27 protein-coding genes are annotated in these 26692 nt (G+C 59.6%); 16 read left to right on the top strand and 11 right to left on the bottom strand.

What is annotated here, in order from left to right; translation table 11 throughout:
* Nucleotides 1–575 precede the first annotated feature (575 nt).
* From PDMSB3_RS36795 to PDMSB3_RS36780, 4 genes are all read left to right on the top strand, one after another.
* A complete protein-coding gene (locus tag PDMSB3_RS36795) occupies nt 576–764 on the top strand; it encodes a hypothetical protein (protein ID WP_232064466.1) in 189 nt (62 codons plus the stop codon).
* A 27-nt stretch (nt 765–791) separates the two neighbouring features.
* Complete coding sequence (locus PDMSB3_RS36790; RefSeq protein WP_154566753.1) at nt 792–1031, top strand: DUF6566 family protein; 240 nt, start codon at nt 792–794, stop codon at nt 1029–1031.
* 198 nt (nt 1032–1229) lie between these two features.
* Nucleotides 1230–2444 (top strand): NAD(P)/FAD-dependent oxidoreductase, encoded by a 1215-nt coding sequence (locus PDMSB3_RS36785; protein ID WP_232064465.1) that lies wholly within the window; start codon nt 1230–1232, stop codon nt 2442–2444.
* Between the two features lie 58 nt (nt 2445–2502).
* Complete coding sequence (locus tag PDMSB3_RS36780; RefSeq protein WP_165190095.1) at nt 2503–2775, top strand: UBP-type zinc finger domain-containing protein; 273 nt, start codon at nt 2503–2505, stop codon at nt 2773–2775.
* Nucleotides 2776–2828: 53 nt separating this feature from the next.
* Here PDMSB3_RS36780 and PDMSB3_RS36775 read toward each other — a convergent pair whose 3' ends face one another.
* The 4 genes from PDMSB3_RS36775 to PDMSB3_RS36760 form a co-directional block, all read right to left on the bottom strand.
* On the bottom strand, nt 2829–5663 hold the full coding sequence (locus tag PDMSB3_RS36775) for an ATP-dependent Clp protease ATP-binding subunit (protein WP_165190093.1): 2835 nt from the start codon (nt 5661–5663) through the stop codon (nt 2829–2831).
* Nucleotides 5664–5683: 20 nt separating this feature from the next.
* Nucleotides 5684–6175: a hypothetical protein gene (locus PDMSB3_RS36770; RefSeq protein ID WP_165190091.1), complete on the bottom strand. Its 492-nt coding sequence runs from the start codon at nt 6173–6175 to the stop codon at nt 5684–5686.
* 323 nt (nt 6176–6498) lie between these two features.
* Nucleotides 6499–7131, bottom strand: a complete 633-nt coding sequence (locus tag PDMSB3_RS36765; protein WP_165190089.1) for an Hsp20/alpha crystallin family protein — start codon at nt 7129–7131, stop codon at nt 6499–6501.
* 150 nt (nt 7132–7281) lie between these two features.
* Complete coding sequence (locus tag PDMSB3_RS36760; RefSeq protein ID WP_165190087.1) at nt 7282–7857, bottom strand: HdeD family acid-resistance protein; 576 nt, start codon at nt 7855–7857, stop codon at nt 7282–7284.
* A gap of 296 nt (nt 7858–8153) precedes the next feature.
* On the opposite strand from PDMSB3_RS36760, the gene PDMSB3_RS36755 reads away from it, so the two are divergent.
* Nucleotides 8154–8588, top strand: a complete 435-nt coding sequence (locus PDMSB3_RS36755) for a PRC-barrel domain-containing protein (RefSeq protein ID WP_154566746.1) — start codon at nt 8154–8156, stop codon at nt 8586–8588.
* A 90-nt stretch (nt 8589–8678) separates the two neighbouring features.
* Here PDMSB3_RS36755 and PDMSB3_RS36750 read toward each other — a convergent pair whose 3' ends face one another.
* The 3 genes from PDMSB3_RS36750 to PDMSB3_RS36740 all read right to left on the bottom strand — a co-directional run bounded on the left by PDMSB3_RS36750 (nt 8679) and on the right by PDMSB3_RS36740 (nt 12106).
* The gene (locus PDMSB3_RS36750) at nt 8679–9173 is read right to left on the bottom strand and encodes an MgtC/SapB family protein (protein ID WP_165190085.1); all 495 of its coding nucleotides are present in this window, start codon (nt 9171–9173) and stop codon (nt 8679–8681) included.
* 1110 nt (nt 9174–10283) lie between these two features.
* A complete protein-coding gene (locus PDMSB3_RS38515) occupies nt 10284–10412 on the bottom strand; it encodes a maleylacetate reductase (RefSeq protein WP_165190083.1) in 129 nt (42 codons plus the stop codon).
* A 428-nt stretch (nt 10413–10840) separates the two neighbouring features.
* On the bottom strand, nt 10841–12106 hold the full coding sequence (locus PDMSB3_RS36740) for an IS256 family transposase (RefSeq protein ID WP_165190081.1): 1266 nt from the start codon (nt 12104–12106) through the stop codon (nt 10841–10843).
* Between the two features lie 142 nt (nt 12107–12248).
* Between PDMSB3_RS36740 and PDMSB3_RS36735 the strand changes: the two genes are divergently transcribed.
* The 9 genes from PDMSB3_RS36735 (at nt 12249) to PDMSB3_RS36700 (ending at nt 19865) form a co-directional block, all read left to right on the top strand.
* Nucleotides 12249–13076 carry an AraC family transcriptional regulator gene (locus PDMSB3_RS36735; RefSeq protein ID WP_165190079.1) on the top strand — a complete coding sequence of 276 codons (828 nt, stop codon included), beginning with the start codon at nt 12249–12251 and terminating at the stop codon, nt 13074–13076.
* 502 nt (nt 13077–13578) lie between these two features.
* A complete protein-coding gene (locus PDMSB3_RS36730) occupies nt 13579–14793 on the top strand; it encodes an alkene reductase (protein ID WP_197740328.1) in 1215 nt (404 codons plus the stop codon).
* Nucleotides 14794–14839: 46 nt separating this feature from the next.
* On the top strand, nt 14840–15238 hold the full coding sequence (locus PDMSB3_RS36725) for a host attachment protein (RefSeq protein WP_407670669.1): 399 nt from the start codon (nt 14840–14842) through the stop codon (nt 15236–15238).
* A gap of 746 nt (nt 15239–15984) precedes the next feature.
* Nucleotides 15985–17466, top strand: a complete 1482-nt coding sequence (locus PDMSB3_RS36720; RefSeq protein WP_165190077.1) for a diguanylate cyclase domain-containing protein — start codon at nt 15985–15987, stop codon at nt 17464–17466.
* 192 nt (nt 17467–17658) lie between these two features.
* Nucleotides 17659–18081, top strand: a complete 423-nt coding sequence (locus PDMSB3_RS36715; protein ID WP_165190066.1) for a hypothetical protein — start codon at nt 17659–17661, stop codon at nt 18079–18081.
* Nucleotides 18082–18457: 376 nt separating this feature from the next.
* Complete coding sequence (lysB, locus tag PDMSB3_RS36710; RefSeq protein WP_232064464.1) at nt 18458–18853, top strand: Rz-like lysis system protein LysB; 396 nt, start codon at nt 18458–18460, stop codon at nt 18851–18853.
* Nucleotides 18741–18977, top strand: coding sequence for an Rz1-like lysis system protein LysC (gene lysC / locus PDMSB3_RS38120; RefSeq protein WP_232064463.1), 237 nt, complete (start codon nt 18741–18743; stop codon nt 18975–18977). Before lysB ends, lysC begins: the two co-directional genes overlap by 113 nt.
* Nucleotides 18970–19482: a phage tail protein gene (locus PDMSB3_RS36705; protein WP_165190064.1), complete on the top strand. Its 513-nt coding sequence runs from the start codon at nt 18970–18972 to the stop codon at nt 19480–19482. Before lysC ends, PDMSB3_RS36705 begins: the two co-directional genes overlap by 8 nt.
* On the top strand, nt 19404–19865 hold the full coding sequence (locus PDMSB3_RS36700) for a phage virion morphogenesis protein (protein ID WP_165190062.1): 462 nt from the start codon (nt 19404–19406) through the stop codon (nt 19863–19865). Before PDMSB3_RS36705 ends, PDMSB3_RS36700 begins: the two co-directional genes overlap by 79 nt.
* 153 nt (nt 19866–20018) lie before the next feature.
* Here PDMSB3_RS36700 and PDMSB3_RS36695 read toward each other — a convergent pair whose 3' ends face one another.
* Entirely contained in the window at nt 20019–20864 is an 846-nt protein-coding gene (locus PDMSB3_RS36695; RefSeq protein ID WP_165190060.1) for a class I SAM-dependent methyltransferase, read from the bottom strand.
* Between the two features lie 174 nt (nt 20865–21038).
* Between PDMSB3_RS36695 and PDMSB3_RS36690 the strand changes: the two genes are divergently transcribed.
* Nucleotides 21039–22052: a MerR family transcriptional regulator gene (locus PDMSB3_RS36690; RefSeq protein ID WP_232064462.1), complete on the top strand. Its 1014-nt coding sequence runs from the start codon at nt 21039–21041 to the stop codon at nt 22050–22052.
* 359 nt (nt 22053–22411) lie between these two features.
* The gene (locus PDMSB3_RS36685; RefSeq protein WP_165190056.1) at nt 22412–23452 is read left to right on the top strand and encodes a hypothetical protein; all 1041 of its coding nucleotides are present in this window, start codon (nt 22412–22414) and stop codon (nt 23450–23452) included.
* Between the two features lie 39 nt (nt 23453–23491).
* Here PDMSB3_RS36685 and PDMSB3_RS36680 read toward each other — a convergent pair whose 3' ends face one another.
* From PDMSB3_RS36680 to PDMSB3_RS36670, 3 genes are read right to left on the bottom strand one after another with little or no spacing between them, the layout of a single operon-like run.
* Nucleotides 23492–24019, bottom strand: a complete 528-nt coding sequence (locus PDMSB3_RS36680; RefSeq protein ID WP_165190054.1) for a TniQ family protein — start codon at nt 24017–24019, stop codon at nt 23492–23494.
* On the bottom strand, nt 23997–24866 hold the full coding sequence (locus PDMSB3_RS36675) for a TniB family NTP-binding protein (protein ID WP_165190052.1): 870 nt from the start codon (nt 24864–24866) through the stop codon (nt 23997–23999). The genes PDMSB3_RS36680 and PDMSB3_RS36675 overlap by 23 nt, the downstream gene beginning before the upstream one ends.
* An 8-nt stretch (nt 24867–24874) precedes the next feature.
* On the bottom strand, nt 24875–26260 hold the full coding sequence (locus PDMSB3_RS36670) for a Mu transposase C-terminal domain-containing protein (RefSeq protein WP_232064461.1): 1386 nt from the start codon (nt 26258–26260) through the stop codon (nt 24875–24877).
* Between the last annotated feature and the right edge of the window lie 432 nt (nt 26261–26692).

Here is a 26692-nt window from a genome sequence, read left to right as displayed (position 1 = left end):
GTTGGTCCGCTTGCGTATCTTGAATAACAAACAACCAGTCTCCGTCGCGGGCCGGTGTCGCCTGCTTCAAGGCCACCTGCATCCGCGCTGGCTTGCTTCGGTTATTGCGCAACCGGAACATTACGTGGAGCGTCAGGACCTCGACACCGCGCCCCCGATCCCGCGCCTGTACGACTTGTTCAAGCCTGGCCCGGTCCCTTGGGTCTAGCAGGTCGAGTATCTTCGTTTTTGCCGGCTCACCAGCAGCTCATCAGCCGCGGACACCCGCTTTAGATACGATGCGGGCTGACCTGTAGAGGATCGGGCCTTTGCACACCGGCGTCTTTCGGCTTTTTGCGCATTTTTCCGAAAAGCAGCTTTGCGGCGCGCCCTCCCTTGATGCAGCCCGCAGAAGCGACCGATTGTCCAAACATACCCGGATTAGCGACTAGACTTAAAGCATCGTTGGCGCATGCTCACGCAAGAGGAACGTATGCGCCATTCAGTCACGATCAGGACGTGCGACCGAGGGAGGCAGTCCGATGCCGAAGACCGTTCGAACCGCTGAGCAGATTCGCGACGAACTGCAGAACCGAATGGCGAAAATCGCCGCTGACATGCCGGGAGCTTTGCGCGTGCGCATACCGCTGCCAGAGCGGCATCCGCCGGACGCATCCGGCCGCAACTGGAACATAGTGCCGCTCAATGACCCCGGCGCAGATTGCGCACATCATCTCCAGAAGGTGATCGAAGACATGCGTACCGAGTTCGTGCTTCCAGATTGACGCCTTGATACGAAACCGGAGCGGCTCATGCAAACGCACGTGTTTGAACATCGAGGCTACGAGATCGTGGTACAGCCGGAGCAGAACGCATACGGCGCGTGGCAGGCGAAAGTGAGTGTGCGCCATGCCGATGGCACCGTGGCCGAATTCCGTCCGGATACGGTTCAGCCGGAATGGCTTGCGCAGGAGGAGGCGGTGCGGGACGGCATCGAATGGGGCATGCGTTTTGTCGATCACAAGCTGGAAGAGTCGCACGACCCGACGTGATGGAACCATCAGCGAAAAGCGAACAAAACCCGGCAGTTGAGCGAAAGACGCTACCCTTCGATGGACCTACAGTGCACGAATACGGCCAACCACCGTTATCCCGGCGCGGCCGCCTGCTTGTGAAGCGCGAGAAACGAAAGAAAGTTCTGAACGTCCTCAATGGCGGATAGCATATTCATGGTCAGGATCTATGGACGCATGCGCAGCGCAAATGGCTACGCGATACGCGACTTCCTGCATCGCTGCGACATACCGTTCGAATGGATCGAGCTGGGCAGCGATAAAGAAGCGGAGGAACTGGCGCACGTGCAGCATCTTTCCGATTCGCGCTTGCCGGTCTGCGTCTTCCACGACGGAACGCGGCTCGAATGTCCCACCGTCCGGCAAATCACAGAGAAGCTCGGCTGGTTTGCGAGTCCATCCCGTGAGGCCTACGATCTGGCGATTTACGGCGCAGGACCGGCGGGATTGAGCGCGGCGGTGTACGGTGCATCGGAGGGGCTGCACACCGTACTGGTGGAGCGTTTGGCACTGGGCGGCCAGGCAGGGAGCAGTTCGAAGATCGAGAACTATCTGGGCTTTCCACAGGGCGTGAGCGGCGCGGAGCTCGCTGAACGGGCGCGCGCCCAGGCCATCAAGTTCGGCGCCGAAATCCTGCTGGCTCGCGCCGGCGTACGCGCGGAATTTCTGCCCGGCCAGGGCATCGTGTATCTGGAAGACGGCACACGTATCACGGCGCGCACATCTATCTGCGCGACCGGCGTAGCATATCGCACGCTAGGCCTGGCAGGTGAAGAGCGCTTTCTCGGCGCGGGCCTTTACTACGGCGCCGGCGCGAGCGAGGCCGCGCTGATCCATGGCGAAGACGTATATGTGGTGGGCGGCGGCAATTCGGCGGGACAGGCCACCATGCATTTTTCGCAGTCCGCCAACCGCGTCTATATGCTTGTGCGTGACGCATCGCTTAAGAACACGTTGTCCCAATACCTGGTGGACCGCATCACGTCGGCGCCGAACATCGAAGTACGCACGTGCACCGAAGTTTCCGCGCTCGCAGGCAGTGACGTGTTGCAGGAGATCACGCTGACCGATGTGCGCACCGGCCGGCAACGCACGGTAAGGACGAGTTGGCTATTCGTCTGCATTGGCGGCGTACCGCAGACCGAATGGGCGCGCGAAGTTGGCATTGTCCGCGATGAAGGCGGCTATCTCGTGACCGGTCCCGACCTGCAGGAATATCGGGCGAACCTGAAATGGCCGCTCGAACGCGCGCCGCTGCATCTGGAAACCTGTGTGCCTGGCGTATTCGCCGCGGGCGACGTCCGCCACGCGTCGATCAAACGCGTGGCGTCGGCAGTCGGCGAGGGTGCAATGGCTGTGGCGCTGGTGCATCGCTATCTGAATAGCGCTTGAGCGCAAGCGCAATCTTGATCCGCGCACGTCTGCGCACACCTGTCCGAGGAGTACGATCATGACCCCTGGTTGCACACACCTGGGCGAGGCCCGCATTCTCCACACGCCCATCGACTATTGCGAGGACTGCGTGAAGCTTGGCCAGCCGTGGGTACATTTGAGGCTTTGTCTTTCGTGCGGACACGTCGGCTGTTGCGATTCGTCGCCCAACCGGCATGCAAGCAAGCATTTTCATGCGACCGGCCATCCGCTGGTGCGTTCACTCGAACCCGGCGAAACGTGGATCTGGTGCTACCGCGACGAGATCGTCGCAGGTGAACTTGAATCCTGACGGCGACACCGCCCGCACGTGCGGGCGGCGTCGCGTTCTTCGGCAGGCGAGCCTCACGCATGCGCCGGCGCCTCCTTAGACGCCTCGCTGGGCGCTTCTGTGGGCGTTGGTCCTTTCAGCACACGCACGGAGTGCGTACCGGAGTCGTAGGTCATCATGACCTTGTCGCCGTCGCGCACGTCGCCTCCCAACAGGGCATCGGCGAGTTGCGATTCCACTTCAAGACGGATCTTGCGTTTGAGCATTCGCGCGCCGAACTCGGGGTCATAGCCGATCTGCGCAAGGTGATCGCGCAACGCATCGTCGAACGACAGCTCGATGCCCTGGGCCAGCGCCGTACGCCGTACGCGCGCAAGTTGCAGATCGACGATGGTGCGAATCTGCTCCTTGCCGAGCGCATGAAACACGACCACCTCGTCGACGCGATTGAGAAACTCCGGCCTGAAATGATGTCGCAGGATCTCCATCAACCGGTCCCGCAGCTCAGGATAATCGAGTTGCTTCGAGTCAGCCTTCATGTTGTCCTGGATCAGCTGTGAGCCGACGTTGCTGGTCGCGATGATGATCGTGTTGGTGAAATCGACCAGACGTCCCTTGCCGTCGGTGAGCCGCCCTTCGTCGAACAGTTGCAGCAGGAGGTTGTGCACCTCCGAGTGCGCCTTTTCGATTTCGTCGAGCAGCACCACGCAATATGGCCTGCGCCGCACGCGCTCGGTGAGTTGCCCGCCTTCCTCGTAGCCGACATATCCGGGTGGCGCGCCAACCAGCCGTGCCACCGTATGACGCTCGGAATACTCGCTCATGTCAATGCGTACCAGCGCGTTCTCGTCGCCGAACACCGAAGCGGCAAGCGCCTTCGCGAGTTCGGTTTTCCCCACACCCGTAGGTCCAAGAAAGAGGAAACTCGCGGTCGGCTTGCCGGCCTCCGTCAAACCGGCGCGCGAAAGCCGCACCGCTTTGGCGACCGCGGAGACGGCTTCATCCTGGCCGACCACGCGCTCCTTCAGGCGGTCTTCCAGTCGCAACAGCTTTTCGCGGTCCTCGGCAGTCAGTTCAGATACCGGTACGCCCGTGAGCGACGAAACGATCTGCGCAATGTCTTCCGCCGTCACTTCCTGCGAGCTGGTGCCGCGGTCCTTCTTCCACGTTTCAGTGGATTCACGCAGGCGTTTTTGTTCCGCGACGAGCCGTTCTTCCAGTTCCTTGGCTTTATCGAACTGCTTTGCAGCGCTGGCCGCGTCCTGTTCCTGCTTGATGCGGCGGATGCTCGCCTCGATATCGTGCAATGGCTGCGGACGCGAATTGGATGAAATGCGCACGCGGGCGGCGGCCTGATCGAGCAAATCGATTGCCTTATCGGGCAAAAAGCGCGCGGCGATGTAGCGGTCCGAGAGCTTTGCCGCAGCAGCGATCGCCTCTTCACTGATTTTCACCTTGTGATGCGCCTCAAGCCGGTCACGCAGGCCACGCAGAATCTCGATCGTTTCCTCGACGCTAGGCTCAGGCACCATCACGGGCTGAAAGCGCCGCTCCAATGCCGAGTCCTTTTCAATGTACTTCTGGTATTCGTTCAACGTGGTCGCACCCACGAGGTGCAGCTCACCGCGAGCGAGCGCCGGCTTGAAGACATTGCCGATATCGAGGCCGCCTTCGCCGCCGCCCTGGCCGGCGCCGACAATCGTATGCAGTTCGTCGATAAACACCACCAGACGGTCCTGGTTCTCGATGATCTCATCCAGCACCTGCTTGACGCGTTCCTCGAATTCGCCACGATACTTCGCACCCGCCACGACGCTATTGATATTCAGTTCGACCACGCGCTTGCCGCGCAGCACTTCCGGCACCTGGTCCTGAGCAATGCGTTGCGCGAGGCCTTCGACGATAGCAGTCTTGCCCACACCGGGTTCGCCAATTAGCACCGGATTGTTCTTGCGGCGCCGTGCGAGCACTTCAATGGTGGTTTCGATTTCCTTGTCACGGCCGATCACCGGATCGAGCTTCCCTTGACGCGCAAGCGCGCTGAGATCGCGCGCGTACTTGTCGAGCGTGGGCGTGGTGGAGCGGTCTTCCATCTTGCCGTCTTCGGCACCCTTGCCGACTACCTTGACTGCTTTTTGCCGCAGCGATTGCGGCGACAGCCCGAGCTTGCGCAGCAATTCACCGGCAAAGCCGTCTTCTTCCTCGACGAGCCCAATCAGAATGTGCTCTGGTCCGACATAGCTGTGACCTAGTTCCAGCGACGACTTCAACGCATTTTCCAGCGTACTCTTGGCACGTGGCGACACGCCGATCTGTTCGTTGTCGCCCGGTTCCTTGCGGGTGCCGCGTGGCGCGGTCTGGTCGATGGTTTTCCTGATCTCTTCGGGATCAAGCTTGAATTCACGCAGGATTTCCTGCACCACATTGTTATCGGCAAGCGCTAGCAACAGGTGTTCCGTATCGACTTCGTTCTTGCCATATTCGACCGCCGCTTGCGCCGCGGCCTGCAGGCGGTCCAGACCGCTCTGGCTCAGATACGTCTGCAGGTCCACCGCTTCACGCGCCCGGCGATGTCGGCGTGTGCGGCCACCTGGGTGTCCGTCCGCTGAATCGCCCATTTGCCCGCTACCGGCGCCTGTACCCTGATCCGCGCCGGCGGATTGTCCGGGCGCGCGTCCGATGTGTGACCGGCTACCGCGGCCGCCTTCCGTCTGTGGCCACATGTCGTCGAACAGACTTTCGAAAAGTCCGCCGTGAAAGAGGGACTCCAGCGGCGACAGGCGGCGTTGATTGCGCGCCATGAACTCCATGTAGTGCTCATCGCATAGCATCAGCTGACGGCGTTGGCCGTTTTCGGTGATCGTGATCTGCGAGGTTGCGGGCTTTCCACAAACACTGCACTCGGCCATGATGAACTCCTTTTCGTCCGCTAGGGCATCGCTTCCCGGGCGGGTAATGGGTGGGTGGAAATATCTGTTCCGCTGCTTATTCCGATGTCGCCTTGTTTGCGCGCTGGGCTCGCGCTGCACTCGAAACGGGGCAATCCAGTGGACGGCACGCCGATCGATCCATTGTTCCCGTGGTACCCAGTACCCCTAACCGTGCGCAGGAACGCATCGGCATGCTCAAGCCCGCGCCGCACGGTGGCTTCGTCCGTGTCGAGGTGTACCACGACTTCCCGCAGTGGCACATCGTCCACTTGCACTGGCAGCACCGCGTGCCGCCACGCGGGCAACGGGCTCAGTAGCTTGCCCGTGAGTGCGCGCACTTCATGCCCGCTCGCTGCCTCTTCGGGTTCTTCGCCGCTGCCGGGCAGCGCGTCTTCGACCTTGAGCGTTTCGTCCGGTTGCCAGAATCCGAAAATCTGCTGTTCGCCTCGCCGACTTCGTCTGGGACCCCAACCAGCGTAGCGGTGCAGCACCCCCCTTCAATGGAATATGCCGGGATGCCCGCGAAGGCGCTGAAATCCGCCACGTGTTCGGCTTCTTCCCCGGCGGTTCGCGTGGTAGTGGACAGTACCAGTCGCAGCTCTACGCGATAAGCGTCGCCGCTACACAGAGTGTCCCTTTCCACACCCACCCGCAAACTGACCAGTTCCGTCGAAGACGGGTGCAGATGCCGCTTCGGATGGTGCGCGGCCAGTTCACCAATCTGTTGCTCGATGCTGGCGTGGGCCGAATCATCGAGACCTCGGAAGCTGACGAGTTGGTTCACGATAGGACCGACCACAGAGTACGGATGATGTTATTTGATCTCGATGCGCCGCTTCGCTGCCGGTTCTCCGGCCGCTTTGGGGACGCGCAGCGTCAGCATGCCGTTTTCAAATCTGGCCTCTGCCCGATCGAGATCGATGCCCGCGGGCAGCGGGACCGCGCGCTGAAAGTGTCCAAACGACCGCTCGACCCGATAGCATCCCTGTTCTTCGCTCGTCGATTCGAAACGCTTGTCGCCGCTGATGATCAGCATGTCTTCAATCACTTCGAGTTCGACGTCGTCGCGGGTCATGCCCGGCAATTCAACGACAATACGCAGTGCGTCGCCTTCGTCGGTGACGTCAATCCGCGGTTGAAACTCGCTCGCGCTGAAGTCGCCGAACCAGCTCCCGAGCGGTCCACGCCCGCCGAACGGATCGCGGATCAATTCGGCGAACAGATGAATCGGATCAGGCAGCGGCCAGCTGGCAGGCGCGAGTACCGGCGCAGCAGCCGCTGCAATCGGTGCCCCGTTACCCGTTTGCGTGCCGCCCGTCTGTTGCCCATTTTGCCGGGCGCTCTCCTGATTGATGCGCGGCGCACCGGTCTGGCCCGATGCGTTTTTTTGCGCGGGGTGCGAGCGTAAAAACCGGAACGGATTCCATTTGTCGAGATCCAGAAGCATGTGATTCTCCTTACGTGAGGTGCGCCAGTGCCAGACCTGAGGCTGGACCACTGGAGATGGCGGGTGGTCCATTCGACCTCCAGATGCGAGCGGCGCGGGGTTGGCCGCGGCTTTGATCTTGTAACCTACGAGTGCTCGTGAGAGGTGCGTTTACGGATGCAATGGCGCGTGTGGCTCGCCGGTCAGGCCGTCACGGCGCCAGGCACGCGCAGTGATGCCGAGTACGAACAGCAGCGCGCCCGTGAACAGCGCATACACGCCGATCAGCCAGACGAGCGCTAGTGCGCCGGCGCCCGGAAAGAGCAGCACGAAGATGCCGAACAGCACGGACAGCACTCCGCTTAGCACCAGCATCCACGCATTGCGCAGGCGCCTGTGCAGCCGCGTTGCTGCGATCAGATCGAATACGCCGGTGATAATCGCGTTTGCTCCGATGATGGCGACCAGCACGAGCGTGGTAATGCCCGGCACTAACGCGGCGATCATACCGGCGCCGATGCTGCAGATGCCGAGCAGCAAGGGCACCCACCAGCCGCCGTGCGTCGCGCGGTAGCGGATGGCCCCGACAATCGCGACAATGCCGCTGGCGATTGCGTAGGCGCTAAAGAGGGTGATAAGAAGTAGCAGAGTGAGGCCGGGCCAGAATAACGCCAGAACGCCAAACAGTAGCGCTACCGTGCCACGCAGAATGAGCATCCACCAAGCGCGTCCAAACAGTTCATCCATGTGGGACTCCAAGCTGTACCGTCATGCGATGAACTTCAGTCTAGGCTCCACGCAGCTGCGATTCTTTCGCGTTTCTGCCATGCGTTTCGCAATTCTGCGTTCATTCAGGACGCGTGCTGAATGGCATCCAGATTGGCATCCCAGACGCACCAAAATAACCCGATCCATCACCGCTTTTTTTATAGCGGCTCGCCGTGAGGCGTTCTAACATGAATTTACGCCGCGCACGGTCTAGCGTTAGCCCGATCATTGCTGGCCCGGTGTCGTACCGTCAACTTCAGAACGAAGGGAATCTCATGAAAGCGAATCTCCTTGTATTGCTGCTCGCGTCGTCGCTTGGACTCGCTCCAGACGCGAACGCCCAGGTGGCCGGCGCCCAACCGCTTGGTGTCAGCGTGGAAGAGTCGGCCGCGATCGTGGCAGGCTGGAGCGTGAGAAAGTCGATCATGGACAAGCCGGTCTTCAACGAGAAGGGTGAGCGTGTCGGTGTCATTCATGACATTATCGTGGCACCGGATCGGTCGGTATCGTTTGCAATCGTCGCCGCAAACCAGTTTCTGGGGGTGTCGCATCACGACGTGGCCATTCCGATTGAGCAGCTCGATTTCGTCAATGGCAAACTAGTGCTTGCCGGTGCGACGAAAGATGCGATCAAGGCGCTGCCCGAGTTTCAATACGCAAAGGTACGCGCGACACCTAAGGCGAGGTCCGACTACAGCGAGCATCACTGACTTATGTCTCGCATCGTCCACGATCGATGCATTTGACGCGCGGCACATTCGTTCCATGGGCAGTGCGCGGATTAGTGCGCGGCTGCGTGACTATTCGTCGTGCCGCATGACCGCCGCCTGCTCTTCAGGCGACTTTCTTAACCAGCGCCGGTGCAACGCACGTTCAATGCTGCCGCCCACCGAGAGCAGCAGCAGGAGCAGGGCGGTGGCAATACCCGCAATCTGCCATGCGCCGATGCCGCACACAATGCCGAGCGCGGCGGTGACCCAGATCGAAGCCGCCGTCGTCAAGCCGCTGATCCTTCCGGTGGCGCGGTCTTGAAGGATCACCCCGGCGCCGAGAAAACCGATGCCCGTAATGACGCCCTGAATCGCACGGCCGGCGTCACTGCTGTCGCTGAAACCGTGCAGTTCGAAGGACATGCCGGCCATTGTGACGAGACAGGAACCAAGCGCAACGAGGCCTAGCGTCTTGACACCGGTTGGCTTGCCGTGCAGGTTTCGATCGAGCCCGACGATACAACCCACCAGCACTGCCGCGACCATGCGCAAGATCGCCTCAAGCAATTGCACGTGTGAAATCATCGGCATTCCCGCTAAGGTTTCCAGGTAACGTCGCATTCGGCGAGCACCTGGCTGCTCACTACAGTCCAGCGTCGAAGGGAGCAAACTGCTTGAGCGTCAAGCGCCGCTCAGGAGACCCTTTACCCTAAAACCCGCAGTTATCCTCTTGTGATCGCAGCGATCGGTCGGCGTTGCAGCGGCGTACGCGCGGTGATGCGCGCACAGATGTAGTGCAGCAACTCGCGCCAGCGGTCGAGCTTCGGGAACCGCTCCGCAAAGGGTGCGACGTTGAAACCGTGGGGTGGCTTGACAATAAGCCGATGCAGCAAAACAGCTCAACTGGTCCGAAGTGTTGACTGCCTCGTCGAGCACGATTTTCAGTATCACTACACTTCAACTACTTAATGGGAAGCCGACGACAATGTTGTCGCGCAACATATCAAACCGCGCGTGCAGCCCCACTGGAGCGCGACAGGCATCCCGCGCCCGCCCGCCCACCGGCCGGTCGCGTGGCAAGCAAGCCTTCTGCCCGAACTTTCGACCCTCAGGTGCGGGGCGCGTTTCCGTTCCAGGCGTTCTGAAGTAGCGCCCCAACCGGCTCACATTTGAAAGGTCGCGGATTCCAATAGGGATTCGACAGGGTTATTTCGCATGCTTTATCGAGGTCAGATTCCTGCATGCCAGTCTCGCGCAAGCCAGATGGAACGCCGAGCCTTCGTCCAGGCATCGAAGACACCATGCGCAGCGCTCTCGCGGCCTGCGCGTGTCAGATTCGTGTCATGGCCTCAGGCGACGCCGCGCCGTTGTATGCCAGTGCGCAAGGCAAATATGATCGCGTGTGTTTCCGCATGCGGCAGGTTGAAGCTTTCGCCAAGAGTACGACAAAGCTTGTGATGCAGCGCCATTCCAACGTGCCCAGCACACAGCCGCATAGCCATGCACCGCAGAGACAATCACTGTGCGCTAACAGGCATCTAGGGCTCGTTCTTGATGCCGCGCAATCCGGTCGCCAACGCACGTATTCCGTCATCCAGTTGTCAGCCATCAGTCATCAGCCATCAGGGACATGACTGGATTGCCATCATGAGCATACAACCCCCTCCGCTGCATGCGCAGTGGCATCGAGGCCGCTCACGAAAGACAGGTCGGGCGGCAATTCACGTGACAGCCCGGGTCGTGGATAAGCGTCTTCGGCAACACACGCAGGTTGCGTCCCATACCTTTCAGACCGTCCTCGGTCAGACCATAGATCGGTGTCATCTCTGAGCCTGCATACCTGGTCGGGATCGCGATGATCGGCAGGCTCCATTCGAGCGCGACGCCTTACCCAAGCCAAGTCCGATCGATGTCCCCAGATCGCGGACGCGCGTGCGGTGCGCATGGCATGCCGCTTCACGAACCTGACCGCTTTCGAACGCCACGCAATACCCGGCGTGAGCGACAGCTTGCTGAATGCCTTCAGGAGCGATGGATTGCTTTGAATCCCGGCTAACAGCGTGTCGAGCGTCGTTCCGAGGTGCGCAGCAATATAGCTCAGCAGCATCTCCATCAACGAGGTCGGGTTTCTTCCGCCCATATTACGAATCTGCCTTAAGCAGCCTTGAATTCGACCTAAGCTTAGATGTGCAACGAGTCAACGAGGGAGATAACGTCAAGTCTGGTGTATGAGCAGTTGATGGCCGGCGACGTCAAGCGGCGAGTTTCTGCTGACCCGGTTGATCGCCTTGCACCGGTTCGCCGTCCCCGAAGGCAATTCCCTCCAGCAACAGCTTGATCTGTTCGGGGCCGTTGATGCGGCGCCAGGTTTTCTCGGCTTCCTCGATCAGCTTGAATGCCAGGCCGAGGAAGGTTGGTCGCGACACACAGTTGCGCGTACGCGTAGTGCGGTGGCGCACGGTCGCGAACGTCGACTCAATCGCATTCGTCGTGCGCAAATGCTGCCAGTGCTCGGCCGGGAAGTCGTAAAACGCCAGCAGACTTTCCCGATCTTTCTTCAACGTCTCAGTCGCCTTCGGGTATTTCCCCGCGTAGACCGCTACGAAACGATCGAACGCAGTGTGCGCGTCGGCGCGCGTAGCGGCCATCCAGATTGCCTGCAGGTCTGCCTTCGCGCGTCCCTGTTGCGACTTCGGCAGCGCGTTGAGCACGTTGCCCATCTTGTGAAACCAGCAGCGCTGGCCGCGTGTCGCAGGAAACACTTCTTCCAGCGCAGCCCAGAAGCCCATCGCCCCATCGCCGACTGCCAGCAGCGGACCGGCCTGCAAGCCGCGCGCCTTCAGGTCCAGTAGCAGCTCCTGCCAGGACGCCTTCGACTCGCGATACCCGTCGCCGATTGCCACACGCTCCTTGCGTCCATCGGGCCTCACTCCGATGATCACGAGCAGGCACTGGCCGTCAGAGTTCTCGCTTCGCAGCCCGGTGTGAATGCCGTCAACCCACCAATACACGTAGCGCGACTTTGATAGGTCCCGCCGACTCCAGTTGGCGTGCTCGTCGGCCCATTGGGCTTTCAGCCGACTCACCACATTGGCCGACAAGCCTTTGGCGTCATCTCCCAGCAGCACGCTCAGCGCCTCGCTCATGTCGCCCGTCGAGATGCCCTTCAGATACAGCCACGGCAGCGCGGCACTCACGCGCGGCGACTTCCTCACGTACGGCGGCACAATCGATGAATTGAACTTCACACCTGATCCTGATCGATCGCGAACCTTCGGGACCTTCACCGCAATGGGGCCGGCCGCGGTCAGCACTTCGCGCTCCGGCAGATAGCCATTGCGCACCACGGCACGCTGTCCGTGCAGGGTCTTGACGTTCGAGAACCGCTCCAGCAGCGCCGACAGCTCTGCTTCGATTGCCTGCTGGATCACCTGCCGCGCTCCCTGCCGGACCAGTTCGTCCAGACCCAGACCGGTTGCCGATAGACCTACGACTTCTTTTTCCGTAAACTTGCTCATGGTGGATGGTTTGTTGGTTGCTGGTTTCCGACTTCGACAATCAGATTCTCAGCTGAAACCTCCACCGCCTTCAATCTCCCGCCTCAATCCCCCCGTACACCAGTTCTGACTTTATCTCTCAACGAGGAGACTTCTGCTCATCATGAAGCAAGAAACAAGATCAACCCCGGATCACGGGTTACGCTGCCAAGCAATGAATGTCGCTTTCGCCGATGGCGGCCTGAATTCGGTGCAGGGACTTCGCCTCGTTATACCGACAGGTAGCACTGTTGCGCGGGCTGCGGGCAGCGACGGTCCCGGAATGAGTCACTCCATCCTGATCAGTGCACCATTTGTCGCAATCATTCCGGCGGGGGCGCAGTTGGCCATAGACGCTGACAACGATCCCACGGGATGGGTTATCGCACTCAAACCGGGCGTACTTGGGCAAGTCTCGCAAGAAGCGTTTGACGCGGTCCCGAAATGGTCCAGGTCTTGGGATCCGTTCCTGCGCGAGGCCGCGGACACATTGGCTGCTTTGCATCATGCGAATCTCATCGACGCTGCCTGCGCCGACGCTTTTGCAGATGTCATCTCGGTGCACATCGCTCTGCGCTACGGACACTGTGCTGGTGCGGCCGAGCCGGAGACGCCTCTTACGCGTCCAATGCTGACTCGCATTGAAGCCTTCGTTCACGAGCACATAGCCGAAACCATTTTGGTCGAGCAACTCGCAGTGCTGGTGAACATGGGTGCATCAACCTTTGCGCGTGCTTTCAAAACGGCAACAGGTAAACCGCCCCATCGTTACGTGACACTCGAACGGGTGAGATTTGCCAAGACAATGTTGTGCGAGACAACCATTCCCCTGGTTGACGTTGGCGCGCGCGCGGGGTTCCAGACTCAGCAGCATTTCACCGAAGTGTTTCATCGATACACCGGTGTGACGCCGCGCGCATACCGACTTGCCCACCGGAACGTCGGTAGCTGATTCATTTGGCGAAATTGCGAGCAAAACAATGACCGCGGGACTTGCGCGCTCGCGATTAGACCGGAGCGACACGAGTATCTCGAAGTGGATACTGCCCCCGGGGTTGATCAGAACAAGAATTCCTGAACAATAATTCCGGCACCTTGACCTTGCCCCCGTTTGACGAATCCCGTAGCCGGGGGAATTATGGGTTCGCTTTGCTGAGCCGCGAACCAGTTCTTCTCAAATGGCATGGGACTGACCTAGTCGAGTGTCGAGTGTAACGGCGCGCATTGTAAAAGCCCAGAGCTGAGGGCATGGCGGCCCGCATCGGACCCGATGGAGCGATGCACCGGGTGAGCGCAGGATCGTGGCACATCTGGGCAGAAACCGGAAAGATGCGCGCGCGGGCCATGGCTAGACTGGCCCGAAAGCGGGATCCTGTCGATGTGATTTGACGCCGACGCTTCGAAGCGTCGATGGCAGCACTTTTCGGGCCGAATCAAAAGCAAGGAGCAAATTTATGCCTGATACGGAAATCGCGCCCGCGGAAGCCGGGCAGCACGACGAGCAATTCCCGCTGCGCAAGCTCTTCGAACCCTTAAAGGTGGGACCGCACAACCTGCGTCATCGTGTCGTGATGGCGCCACTGACGCGTTCGCGCGCGAGCCGGCCAGGCAACATACCGTCGCAGCTGAACGCCTGCTATTACGCGCAGCGCGCAGCGGCCGCACTCATCATCAGCGAGGCGACGCAGGTGTCGATGCAAGGACAGGGCTATGCATGGACGCCTGGGATCCATAGTCGCGAGCAGGTCGAAGGCTGGCGGCTCGTGGCGGACGCCGTGCACGAGGCGGGCGGGTTGATGTTCATGCAGCTCTGGCACGTCGGACGCATATCGCACCCCTCGTTGCAGCCCGATGAAATGCTGCCCGTTGCGCCCTCTGCGGTCCAGCCGAAAGCGGAGGCGTTCATCGAGAACGAGCGCGGCGAAGGTGTCGTCGCGCCCTGCGTCACGCCTCGCGCGCTGCAGGTCGAAGAGATGCCGTATCTCGTGCGCCAATACTTCAGGGGTGCGCGCAACGCAAAGGCTGCCGGTATGGACGGCGTCGAAGTGCACGGTGCGAACGGGTATCTGCTCGACCAGTTTCTGCTGTCCGGCACGAACCGCCGCACGGACGAATACGGCGGATCGAGCGAGCGTCGAGCCAGGTTGATGTTCGAGGTGATCGAAACGGTTTGCGAAGTGTGGGGGCCGGAAAAGGTCGGCGTACGGCTCTCTCCTCTCGGCATCTTCAACGACATGCATGACGACGATCCCGAGGCGACCTTTTCTTACGTCATCGAGAAGCTCAATCGATACGGGCTGGCTTATTTGCACATCGTTAATCCCGCGCTGGCGGCGACCGGTGAGGATGTCGCTTTCACGGAGCGCGCGAAACGCATGAGCGAGATGATACGCCGCACTTATCGTGGTGTGCTGATGGTCGCGGGCGGGTTCGACGGCAGCAGTGCGGAAAGATGGCTCGAGGACGGCAATGCGGACCTGATCGCGTTCGGACGCTTGTTCATCGCCAATCCAGACCTGCCGGAACGCTTCCGGTCGCACGCTCCGCTCAATTCGCCGGATCCGTCCACGTTCTACGGAGGCGGCGAGCGCGGGTATACCGACTATCCGTCGCTCGCGCAGGAGCGCGGGGAGGCCCCACGGTCCGTGATCGATGGGCGTTGGAGATAGACTGTCGTGGGCCGGCGAGCTCGCTGGCGTCACACGACGATTTGCGATGGCCGCCGATCTGGCGACCGATCACGCAGAGAGGCTCATCATGGCTGTCACTACCTGGGTTGTCGTTGCCGACGGCAGCCGTGCACGATTCTTCGAGACACCGGGACTCAAACTGGATTTGCGGGAAATCGAAGACCTCGTCAATATCGCCCCGAGTGGACCGGCGCTGAGCGAGAAGGATCGCGAAAAATTCGCGAAGACCGTCGCCGACCGCGTCGAACAGGGACGGCTTCATCAACGGTATCAGCGATTGCGTTTTGCCGTGGAGCCAAAGTTTCTCGGGATGCTGCGCAAGCGTCTGAGCGAGGAGACCCGTCAGATGATTTTCGAAGAGATCAACGAAGATCTCTCGGCCCTCGATGCGCGCGAAATTCAAGCGCACCTGCGAAGGCATTGACGGCGACCTGCCCGGTCGTGGACCCACCTCCGACTTTAGAGAACCGAAGCTGCATGGCCGCTTACCGACGCACGAGGGACACTCGGCCGTTAATGAGCAGCCCAGCCGTCTTCGCCGATTAGTGGTACGAAGCTCACCTCGCCGAGCGCGCTCGTGATAATCGTGTTCGCGGTGGCGTACCAGTTTGATCAATCGCTGATGGTATGGCTCGCGCCCCACTGGCATGACGATCCGGCCACCGACCGCGAGTTGCGAACGCCACGCCGCCGTGGAAGAACTTCATCAAAATCATCTTGTCCGGATCGATTCGAGGATGCTTCTCCAGAAGCTCGAGCGCGCGATATGCGTCTTCAGCCTGGACCAGTCGCCCAAGTTGCGATTGGTCATCGAGAGTGTTCACGATCCCTCGGGCCGAGTATCTATCGATGACAAATGTGGCAATGCCCGTCGCAAGGAAAAACTGCTCCCAATCAGTTATATAACCACCAATAGCACCAGCCGAGTGCAACGTGATGATGAGAGAATATCCTCATACAAAACGATCGTTCGTTTGTCGCCCGATTTTAGGGGAAGAGTAAATTTTTTGAGGCGAGTTGCCGTTATAGTGATTTGGCATCACGACAGACGACTGAAGACCATTTCGCCATTAACGGCACATTGACATATGTCGTAAGGGGCACTGGCGACGCACCAATAAATCAGCGGCATGAGAGAGCCGCGTTTGACCGGGCAACCGGGATAAGTTTATGACTCGACCACCCCACGACGCAAACAATACGAAATCCAGCCGTCGGGCGCTTATCCTCGCGCCCATGCTCGTCGTTCTCATCCTCGGCATTTTGTGGATGACAATTCTCTTGCGCCTGCAGGTTGAGAAAGCGGCGGTGATACGCGATACGCGGGCGGCGGCACGCACACTGGCCGATGCGTTGGCAACCCATACGCTCAAGACTGTGCACGATGTCGACGAGATCGCACTGCTCGTGAAATTCGGATACGAAAGCGCGCCCAAGGCATTCGATCTTGCACGATACCAGGCATACGGTTTAATCAGCGCCGACACCGCGTTGCAGGTCACGATAGCGGGAGCAGAGGGCCACGTCATCGCCTCGACGCTGCCATTTTCCGGTGCGATTGATCTGAGCGATCGGGAACACTTTCGTGTTCATCGTCTGCGCGCTAACTCGGGACTCTTCATCAGCCAGCCTTTGCTAGGACGTATATCAAACAAGTGGTCCATTCAGGGCACGCGACGCATAAACCGCCGCGATGGGAGCTTCGGCGGAGTAGTGATCGTCTCGGAAAATCCGTCCTATCTGACCGACGGTTTCTACAACAGTGCTGCGCTTGGCGAGCACGGCATGATCGCCGTCCTGTCTGGCCGCGGGTTCATGCTGTCTCGTCGCGCCGGAGATGCACCGAGCAGGATCGGAGACGTGCTGCCGAAGGGCTATGCCACGCTCCGCAAGACGGACCCGGACGACTTTCCCGATCCCCTCGATCATATCGAGCGCGTGGTAGCAAGTCATTATCTCGAACAATACGGTCTTACCGTGGTCGCCGGTCTGTCCGTCAACGAGGCGCTGGACGACTACTTCAAGATGCGCCGCGTGTACGTGATCATGGCATCGGCCATCTCTCTAGTGCTCGTGGCACTGTCCACCTGGATTACTGCGCTGATCCTCAAAATGCTGAAGGGCAAAGAAAAGTTGCGGCATCTTTCACAGACCGATCGCCTCACGGATTTACCCAATCGCGGCAGAATCGTTGACCTGCTTGACGAGGCTATCGCCGCCCCGGACGCGGTTGGGAAGGTGGGGGCCATCTTCGTCGATCTGGATAGATTCAAAGAACTTAACGATACTTTCGGCCACCAGTGTGGAGACGACATTCTGGCCACAGTGGCCGCACGCCTGCGGGCCACGGTACAGGGCCGCGGCGTAGTGGGCCGCCTCGGTGGTGACGAGTTTCTCATCGTGATCAAGGCTGAGTCCGCGGCTGTCGTGGTCAAGCGAATCGCTGATGAATTGAGCGCCGCGCTTCAGATTCCCCTGAACTCACGCTGGGAGGTCGATCTCATTGGCGCAAGCCTGGGTGTTTCAGTCATGGAAGCCGGCGACGACTCCAGCGAACTGATCAGGAAAGCCGATTTCGCGATGTACGAAGCGAAGAATCGACGGTCTTTACGCAACACACCGGCGAAAACAAGCTTCGTGGTGGGCTTATGATCTACTTGTCTCCGACAAGGATGCCCTGCTGCGTTTCGGCGTCGCGCTGGACGGGCAAGGCGCATTGCTAGTGGCCGCTGTGCCTGGTCGCGCAACTGGCCACACGTTGACCCCTCATGCATTGCACTGAACGCCATTTACCGAAACACACGCCGAAATCATGCCCGGCGCCTGACACGTTCGATCGGGCCGGTGCAACTCGATTCCAACGCCATGATCTGCCTGCCCGACTATGGCCTGTTCCTGATCGACGGAACGGCTCCCATGATATCGGTTGCTTTGCTCGGTTGGCGCATGTCATGGGAACGGCGCTTCAGTGTGCAGACGCTCACGCGGTGTCCGAAAACCTTTCCGCCGTTCGGTCTGTTCGAATGGCTGGCGTTCATGCCTGTCTGCTTGCCGCCCCCGGGTCCCGGCGATCGCAACGATTGGCTCATTCGGCACTTCACCTATGCACTTCGGCAGACCTGGAACGCCTGGTGTACGATCGCATCCGGCATGCAGGAAAACGGCCGCTATGTTCTCTCGCCGATGCTTTTACCCACGCGCACTTTCTGGTTCGATGTACCCGAGCATTTCGGTTCGTTTGTCGCGCCACGTCAAACCGCGACATGAATCTCTCAATCGCTCGATCGCGGAGCAACCGGCACGAGATCCCTACCGGAAGGTAATGGTGTAGCTGAATCCGGATTTCAGATACGTGCTGACAAGATAACAATTATTATCTTGCCATCTGCATCGAGACGCCTAAGTGGCTACTCTGAAAACGAGTCAGTCTCAGCCGTTTCCTCTCTCGTTTCCTTCCAAATGTCGGTCACAAGGCCGAAATAGTCTCATCTTTGCTTCGCCAACAGCGGCAATTCGTTGATTTATATGGAAAATAGATCGCCACGTATACGGCAAATCAATCAAATTCCGGCAAAGTCATAGTTTTACTTCGCAAATTGTCTTAACTTTACTTCGGCGGACGCTTGGCGCGATCGCGCTCATCGTGCTCGCGCTCATCGCCGGCGGATTTTACGTGAAGGCCTTGCGCGCCGAGCTGGCCGACGCGCAAGACGCCACGCGCACGGCGCAAGAGACGGTTGGCCGGCGCGACGCGACGATCGCCGAGCTACAGCGCAAGGCGCTCGACGACGCCCGCGACCTCGCGCAGCTCGAGGCGAAGCGCCAAAGCATCGCGGCCGAGCTATTGCAATCCGAAACCGACTTTGAGGCCTTGAAGAATGAAAACGACGAGCTACGCGCATGGGCTGACGGCGCTTTGCCTGACGATGTTGTACGCCTGTACAACCGCCCCGCGATCACCGGAGCCGACGAATACCATTCTGCAATGCGCGCCCGTCGCGCGCTGCACGCTGCCGGCGATGACCCCGCGCACGAATGACGAGCTGCGCCGCACGCTCGACGTGACCGAGGCGGCATGGGGCGAATGTGCGGCCCGCGTCGACATGATCGTGACGTGCCAGGCCCGAGGCCTGCCCGTAGCCGACGAGGCCGGCCATGAATAAGGCGAACAGCCTGCGCCGCGCGCTCACGGCTGCCGTGCCCTCGCTCGCGACCGATCCCGACAAGCTGCTCGTGTTCATCGACGCCGGCAACATCATCGCGACGGGCGTGCAATCGGCCTCGTTCGATTACGCCTATACGCTGAATGTGATGCTGCTCGACTTCGCCGGCGACGCCGATATCGTGTTCGCTGCGCTGCTGCGATGGGTTCGGCTCAATCAATCCGATCTGCTCACAAACGACGAGCTGCGCAAGGCCGGCATCTCTTTCGAAGCCGATCAACTCACGCAAACGACCGTCGACCTGTCGATCAAGCTCAGGCTCACCGAAAGCGTGCTCGTCGCGACCGACGACGCCGGCGCGCAGACGATCACGCACGTCGACGAACCCGTGCCCGAGTGGGACATGCAAAGTCTTGTCGATCCGCAATGGACGAACCAAGCTCGCTCGAATCATGGGCCGGCGCACTGCTCTCGCAGCTCGCGCCGGCGGCCCGTCGCACCGTAACGCGCGAGATAGCGCGCGAGTTACAACGCAGTCAACGCACGCGCATCGCGCAACAGCACAACCCGGACGGCACCGACTACGAAAGGCGCAAGCCGCGCCCGAAAAAGCACCTGCGCGACAAGGCCGGCCGCATCAAGCGCGCGGCGATGTTCGCGAAGCTGAGGCAAGCCCGCTACCTGCGCGCCGAGTCTGATGCTGCCGGCCTCGTGATCGGCTTCGCCGGCCGCGTCGCACGCGTGGCTCGCGTCCACCAATACGGCGAAACCGATCGCGTCGCGAAGGGCGGCCCGATGTACAAATACCCGGCCCGTGTGTTGCTTGCGTTCACAAGCGAGGACCGCGCGAAAATCCGCAATATGTTGCTCGCCCATTTGGTTGGCTAGCGGCAGCCGTCGTCAGACTCTATCGGACAGTTAGGACTTGATCCGGCGTCCGAAGCAGAACGAAGCCAGTACCAGCGTTGGCTCAGCGCCGGCTTCAAGTCCGCGTGATGAGGCAACGTCGCGGCACCGCCATTGCAGTGCCGCGACGACGGGTCACACGCTGGCACACGTCATTCTGAAGCCGCCGCCGGACGACTGCAGACCATCTTTGCGACGAGCGTAGTACCGAGCGTTGATCTCACCTGTCCCGAGGTCTTCCACCGAGGTTAGCCCGCAATCCCGAAGCAACAGCTGCAGTCGTTCAGGCGTGAACGAGGCGACCCATGGCTCCCCCATCTGCCGGAAAATCTCCGCCGCATGAGCCTCGATCGCCTGTTCGAGAGGGGAAAGAGCCTCGGTCGCTACGCGGTAATCGAAGACAATAACGGTACCTTGGGCAAGACGGCTTACGTCCCGCAGCACGCCGCGAATCGAGGTTTCCTCGACGTACGGTGTGACGCCGAGCCACGAGAAGAGCGCTGGTTCGGTCCGATCAAAAGAAGTGCGGTCGAGCGCATCGAGAAGGGACTCGGTGTTCACGTTGCAACTGACGTAATCTGTGGCTCGCGGGCGCTCACGAAGGTTGTCGGTTTTCCACTGCTGGGTGTCGACTAAGTCCATCTCGTAGACCCGCAGGTCGGGATAGGGATTGCGGAGCGCAAACGTATCCAGCCCCGCTCCTACAAGCACATACTGCCTGGTCCCTCGCGCGTATGCTGCATGCAGCATGTCCTCGGCGTAACGGCTTCTAGCGATGACTGCGGCACGCATCGTCCTCATGATCGGATCGTTGAACGTGTATCGATCTTCACGCACGGCAGCGGATATGTGGTCGCCCAGGACTTGTAATGCAAACGGATCGTCAAGGATAATTGGTTCATCGAGCAACTGGTGCGCGGCTCGCAGCATCGCTACACGAAGCGCTGATTGAGACGGTGGGCGGGTGTCAACGGTGACCATTGAATTTGCGTAGGTAGTCGAAGGAGGTAGCAATGTAGAGCCTGACGTTACGTCAGGGTCAACGGCATTGCTGCGCACAACGCTGCAGACGCGGCCGCGGCCGCGACCGTGTCAGGTGTCCAGGTAAACTATGAGGGCTTCGGGTTGGTCGAGAGGACGAAGGAAGATTTGGTCTTGCTGAAGGTTGGAGAACTTGCGGCGCGTTTCGGAGTGACCGTGCGAGCCCTGCACCACTATGACCAGATCGGGCTGGTGAGCCCGTCTGCACGGTCCGCCGCAGGTTACCGCCTCTACAACGCGGACGACATTCATCGCTTGCATAAGGTCCAGCTGTTACGTCAGCTCGGCCTGGCTCTTGGGGAGATAGCTCAATATCTGGCAGAGCCAGACAAGTCCGCGCAAACGCTCATTGACCGACATATTCAAGTGCTCGATCAGCAGATTGAACGTTCAGTGCTACTGCGGGACCGCTTGCAGTCGCTTCGCGACGATCTCGTTGGGGGAAACGACCCTGCTGCAGACGACTGGTTGGCCGCGGCTGAGATGATGCTGGCGTACGACAAGTATTTTTCCCGGGCAGAGCTGGATCGTCTGCCGTTGTACCGCGCGGCCCGCGAGTACGAGTGGGCCGCGCTAGTCAACGAGGCTCAGGCGCTGATGAGCGATGGAATAGCCCCCAACGACGAACGAGCACAAACATTGTCGATCCAGTGGATGAAGATGTTAGAGCGTGACACTGCCGGCGACCCTCGGTTGTTGGAGCGGGTAGACCGGATGCACGCGAGCGAACCCTCAATGAGGTCGAGCATTGGCGCGTCGGCCGAGATGCGCGACTACATGCTGGTCGCGTTCGCTGAATCCCGAATCAGGATCTTCGAGCGATACCTGAAGGTCGAAGAAGCGCACTTTCTCAGGGCGAACTATGCGAAACAGATTCTCGCGTGGCCAGCGTTGATGAGCCGGGTGCGCGACGCGGCGGAGTCGAATGAATCGCCAGCGTCGGAAACGGCCCGTGCGTTGGCCACGGAGTGGCTTGAACTGTTCCGAGGATTTGCAGGCGAGGAACCGTCGACGCTCGCCCGGTTTCGCGAAGCGATGACACGTGAACCGGAGTTGACCCTTGGGACCTGGATGGACGCGGCGTCACGGACTTTCTTGAGCGCCGCCGTGAAGGCGACGACCCTGTAGCGTTTCTGACTCGAGGATGGATGTGTAAGCCCGGCGTCAGCGGCCCAAATACGCTAAGCATCGCGACGCCGCCGCCTTCGATGAGGCGCACTGTGTACTACGAAACATGCCGATACTCGAACTGGATCAGCCGACGTCGCGGAAGTCACCACCGTGTCGCAGGTGGCGGTCAAGGCGGGGTGCCCTCAAGAAACGGATTTTTTCGTACGCGTGCGACGTGAAGTCGCGCCAGTTATTGTCTCAACCCGCAAGGGATAGTGAGACTCGTTGTTCCCTCGACTATAGCCTACTAGTTGCATAATCGTTGGTGCACCGCGCACGAGGATTGTTCCTCACTTGATTCTAACGAAAATACAACAATGACCAAATTCGGCTTAGATCCGTACGCCTCCATCGGTTTAACCGAGAATCCTTTTATGGTTCAAGCGCTAAAATCGGACGCGCAAGGCAAGCGGTTGCTGGTTGGGCGGGACGAAGACATTCGATTGGTTGCACAACGCTTGCACAAGCACGGGAAAATTACGTGCCTAGATGGCCACGTTGGGGTAGGCAAAACAAGCCTAGTCAATGTCGCAGCATATGATTGCTTTAAAGCCTATCTGGAAGCGGAAACCCCACAGCTTCTCATCCCTGCAATCGCGTCGTTCCAACTGAAGAAGGACGGGAACGTCGATCAGTTTTGTGCGGAGGTATTCCAACGCGTAGCGCAGACCCTCTGTCAGTATCGAGAGTATCTGAACGGCTACGATATCAAGAGTGCAAATTTGCCGCAGTTGAATGCTTGGATGAACTCGCCAATCGTTCAGCACCTGAACGTGTCCGCTGATGGATCAATTGGTGTCAGCATTCCGAAAGTTGTCAACGTTGGTGTAAAGGGTGGCGGCAGCACGTCGAACCAGGTGAATCAATCTGCCGGATTCGCCCAAAACGGTCTTGAACTGAATGTTAGGAATCTGCTGAATGAGATCTTTGGAGAGAAAGGGAACGGTGGGATCGTATGTGTCATCGACAACATCGAGTTGCTTGAGACGGGACTCGCAGCCCGGCGAACACTTGAGGCACTCCGTGACAAATTGTTCAACGTGAACGGTCTTCGGTGGGTCTTTTGCGGGGCGAATGGTGTCATCCACAGCTTAGCTGCATCTGCGCGATTGTCTGCATTTTTGAATACCCCCGTGATAAATATCGCTAACGTGCACCCTGCGGCGATTGATGAAGTTGTGCGTGCGCGCCTCAGGGAATTTCATACTGATCCGGAACGGGCAGAGGACGAGCTTCCAATAGCATTGGACGACGTGAAGCATCTTTATCACATCGTCAACTTCAATCTACGCGATTTGCTCGCGCTCGCCGACGAATTCTGCGAATTTGCTGTTGTTGAAGTTCGTAAATTCCGCTAATAGCGTCGGTTGGAGCGCTAATCGTGTCCATTAATTCCGCTAACGCAGCCGACCGCTGTTGTTGAACATACGCATCTCGCGATGACGGCTGATCGCGTCCAGCGCAGCACCGAAGTGACGTGACCGGCGAAATACAGAAGCGGGGACTGTCTCTAGGAGCGTGCGGTGCACGCGACAGAATTTCGCTGTTGGTTCCAGCCACTCACGTTTCCAGCGAGGCGCCGATACGTCGGCGTCATTCAGCACAAGGCATCTGAAGCAGTACGGCATGCAACGCCGATCAATGAGCCAGGCCGATGGCGTCTGGATGTGCCTCAATCTCTCGTCATCAAGACGTGCGAGCGTTGCGAATCGGTGGACCGCTGACTGCGAAATCGGCGGGAAAAGGATCCATCCGGCAGTTCCGAGCGCGGGCAGCTCCTCGCTTGTGGCGACCTCCCACAGCATTGCAACGCTCACTTGGTATCGGGCCGCGACACGGCCTAACCAGCTTCCGAAGGCTTCTTCGTAGAAGGGCCTCGGAGCAATCGGCCACGGGACGACATTACTGGGCGATTCGGCAGACATGTTCAAGGTGAGTGAGGCCGATAAATTCGTCGCCGTTGCGAATTGATAGCTCGGCGGCGTTGTTCAGCAACGTGGATATCTCGCCAGTCAGTCCGCCGCTCGCGCCCAGAACAAATTGAACGATCTCGCGTCGCGCGAGATCCGATGGCTTGCGCAGTGGCAGCACGCGTTCGAACGCCGCGAGAAGCCGCCTCAGACCATCGCTCTCCCGCCACCGTGGGATTTCGAACGGCGTATAACGACTTATCATCTGGGTATCTGTTTGAAGCGCGAGTACTGCGTCGCGGGTGCCGACCAGAACCATGCTGATCTGAAGGTCGTTGGCCAGGAACTTGAGGAGGTTCAGCGATGCGCGCTGCTCGCGATACGTGCCCGCCAGTAGGTGGTGGACCTCATCGACAACCAGCACGCGAGGCGACACCCGCTTCAGAATCTCGCGAGCTAATCGTTCAAGGGATGCAAGTCCGGCCGCGGCGTTATGAGGGGCGCCTAGCTCGAACAGTAAGCCCGAATAGAATCGATGCTGGTCCGGGGTCGGTGGCATCTGCATTGCCACGACAGGACAGCGTTCGACCCCGCTTCGCTCGTCAAACTCGTTGGGATGCGCACGCCGAAATTTGGACGTGATTTTCGTCTTGCCAATATTTGAATCACCGTGCAAGAGCAGGCACGGCATCCGGTCACGGCGTGGCGTCTCATAAAGGCGCTCAAGTTGCTGCAGGGCTTGAGCCGCGCGGGGATAATCGATCCAACGGTCGCTGAGAAGTCCGAGAATTCGTTCGTCGTTTCCTAACTCCGCCTGCTTTCTTGCGGCCGGTAGCAAATGAGCAAGCGTCCCGTCCTTCATGTGTCACCTCACCATTGCTCGACATCGAAGGCCTGAACGGGCGCGGCGTAATCGACCGTTTCGGCCTGCTGCTCCGTCGTCTCACCCCTGAACGGGACAATCCTGTCAAGCAACTCTTCCAGAGGGACGTTCTTTTTGCGTGACCGTCGCCGGGCGCGGGCCGTTATCTGCCTGGCTTTGGCGATCACGCGCCGTTGCTCTTCTATCGTCCTAAAAATCATCGCTTCCGAGACAGTGCGCTGCCCTTCCGACCGAATGGCTTGCAACGCTGCCCGATGTTCGAAAAGAGAAATGGCCGGCCGGCGCATGTCTGCGTAACGGACTTCGAGGTACTCGCCGCTTCCTGCCGTCACAAAGACACGCGAGAGATCCTCAGGATGGTACCGAACGGTGACGGCACGCCGGGTCTGGCGCCAGGCAACGAATATTGGATGCCAGTAACGAACATGGAAAAGCGTCAGTCCATCGGCCTGGATTTTTCTCTGCGCAACGGGCAAAAAGCGAATCAGGAACCTGAGTTCAGCGTCGGTGGACGCGGGCAGTTGCCGCGGATCGGGGTTGCGCGCGAGCATCCGCCACGTGTCGGCTGGCGTTGCTCCAAGCAGCCCACGGTGCGGAACGTGGTGGTAACGTCTGGCGATCTCGATCGCGAGCCATTGCTCGAATTCTCGAAGTGTCAACGAGGCGGTCTTTTCGGACTGCCTCGCCTTGCGGCCTTTTGGAGATGATCCGGTTGCCCCCGGAAGGCCTCGGACGCGCTCCATCAGGGTGCGGTTCAGCCGCTCGATGTGACCACCGAAATGAGGACGCCCGACTGGACGATACATGAGGTGGATGCCAAATTCCCGACACCCACTGCGAAGCGCCCTGCTCTTGAATTCGGCCGCATTGTCGAGATGGAGAACTCGCGGAATTCCACGCATCGGCCACTCTGCGTCCGCCTCGATCTTTGCGAGCCAAGGGGCTTTGGATAGTGCCGCCCTGGTCAGGAGCAAACCAACGGTAGCCGCTCCCGGACGGTCCATTCCGACGTAAAAACTCAACACGCACCTGGTCGCGACGTCCAGAGCGATAGTTAGCCACGGGCGGCCGATCACCTTTCTGTCGTATTCGCTAACCAGAACCACATCCGCTTGTGTATGGTCGACCTGAACGATTTCCAAAGGGTACTTTGCGACAAGCGAACCTGGCGCTGTCAGCGCGTCGGGAGCGGCCGCGCGCTTCAGAGCGTCCGCCTCACGATGCTGAGCCCACCTCCGGCCAATGGTGGTCCGGCTTGGTGGTTGCAGTCCGGCGAGTTCACATCTGCGTCGAACCTCCAGCACGAGATCGGTCGCAGGGTGCGCCAATTGTCGTTGAGTGGGCAGCCAGACATGCACCACTTCGTCGATCACAGTATCGACAGCCCTTCCTAACCGACGATCCCCCTTAGAAGGACCTCGGCGTTTCGGGGCAACAGCGCTGGCGACCGGGTTTGCAAGAAACTTCCGCCGCAGGCGATATACCGTAGTCCAATGGACGCCCAGCAAATTCGCAGCTACCACCGCGAGCTTTTTCGAAAGTGGTCCTCGCCCTAACGGTCGGAGTATGCCCGCTACTTTTGCAGCACGGCTATCCGTTTCCTGCAAAGCCGTCATTGCCGCTCCTTATCGAGCCTCGTCAGACGCGTTAGCGGAATTAAAGGACAGGACGAACGCGTTAGCAAAATAAACGAGCATTCGAGCGTGCGTGCGTTGCTGAAACGCAACGCCTAAAATGGCGCACGAAACCGCTGCTCTGCCTTATTTCGTGGGCTCAAACGCGAATCTTACATTAGCGTAATCTAT

The sequence above is a fragment of the Paraburkholderia dioscoreae genome (assembly GCF_902459535.1).
Lineage (GTDB): Bacteria > Pseudomonadota > Gammaproteobacteria > Burkholderiales > Burkholderiaceae > Paraburkholderia > Paraburkholderia dioscoreae.
This window is presented reverse-complemented; position numbering and strand designations above follow the sequence as displayed.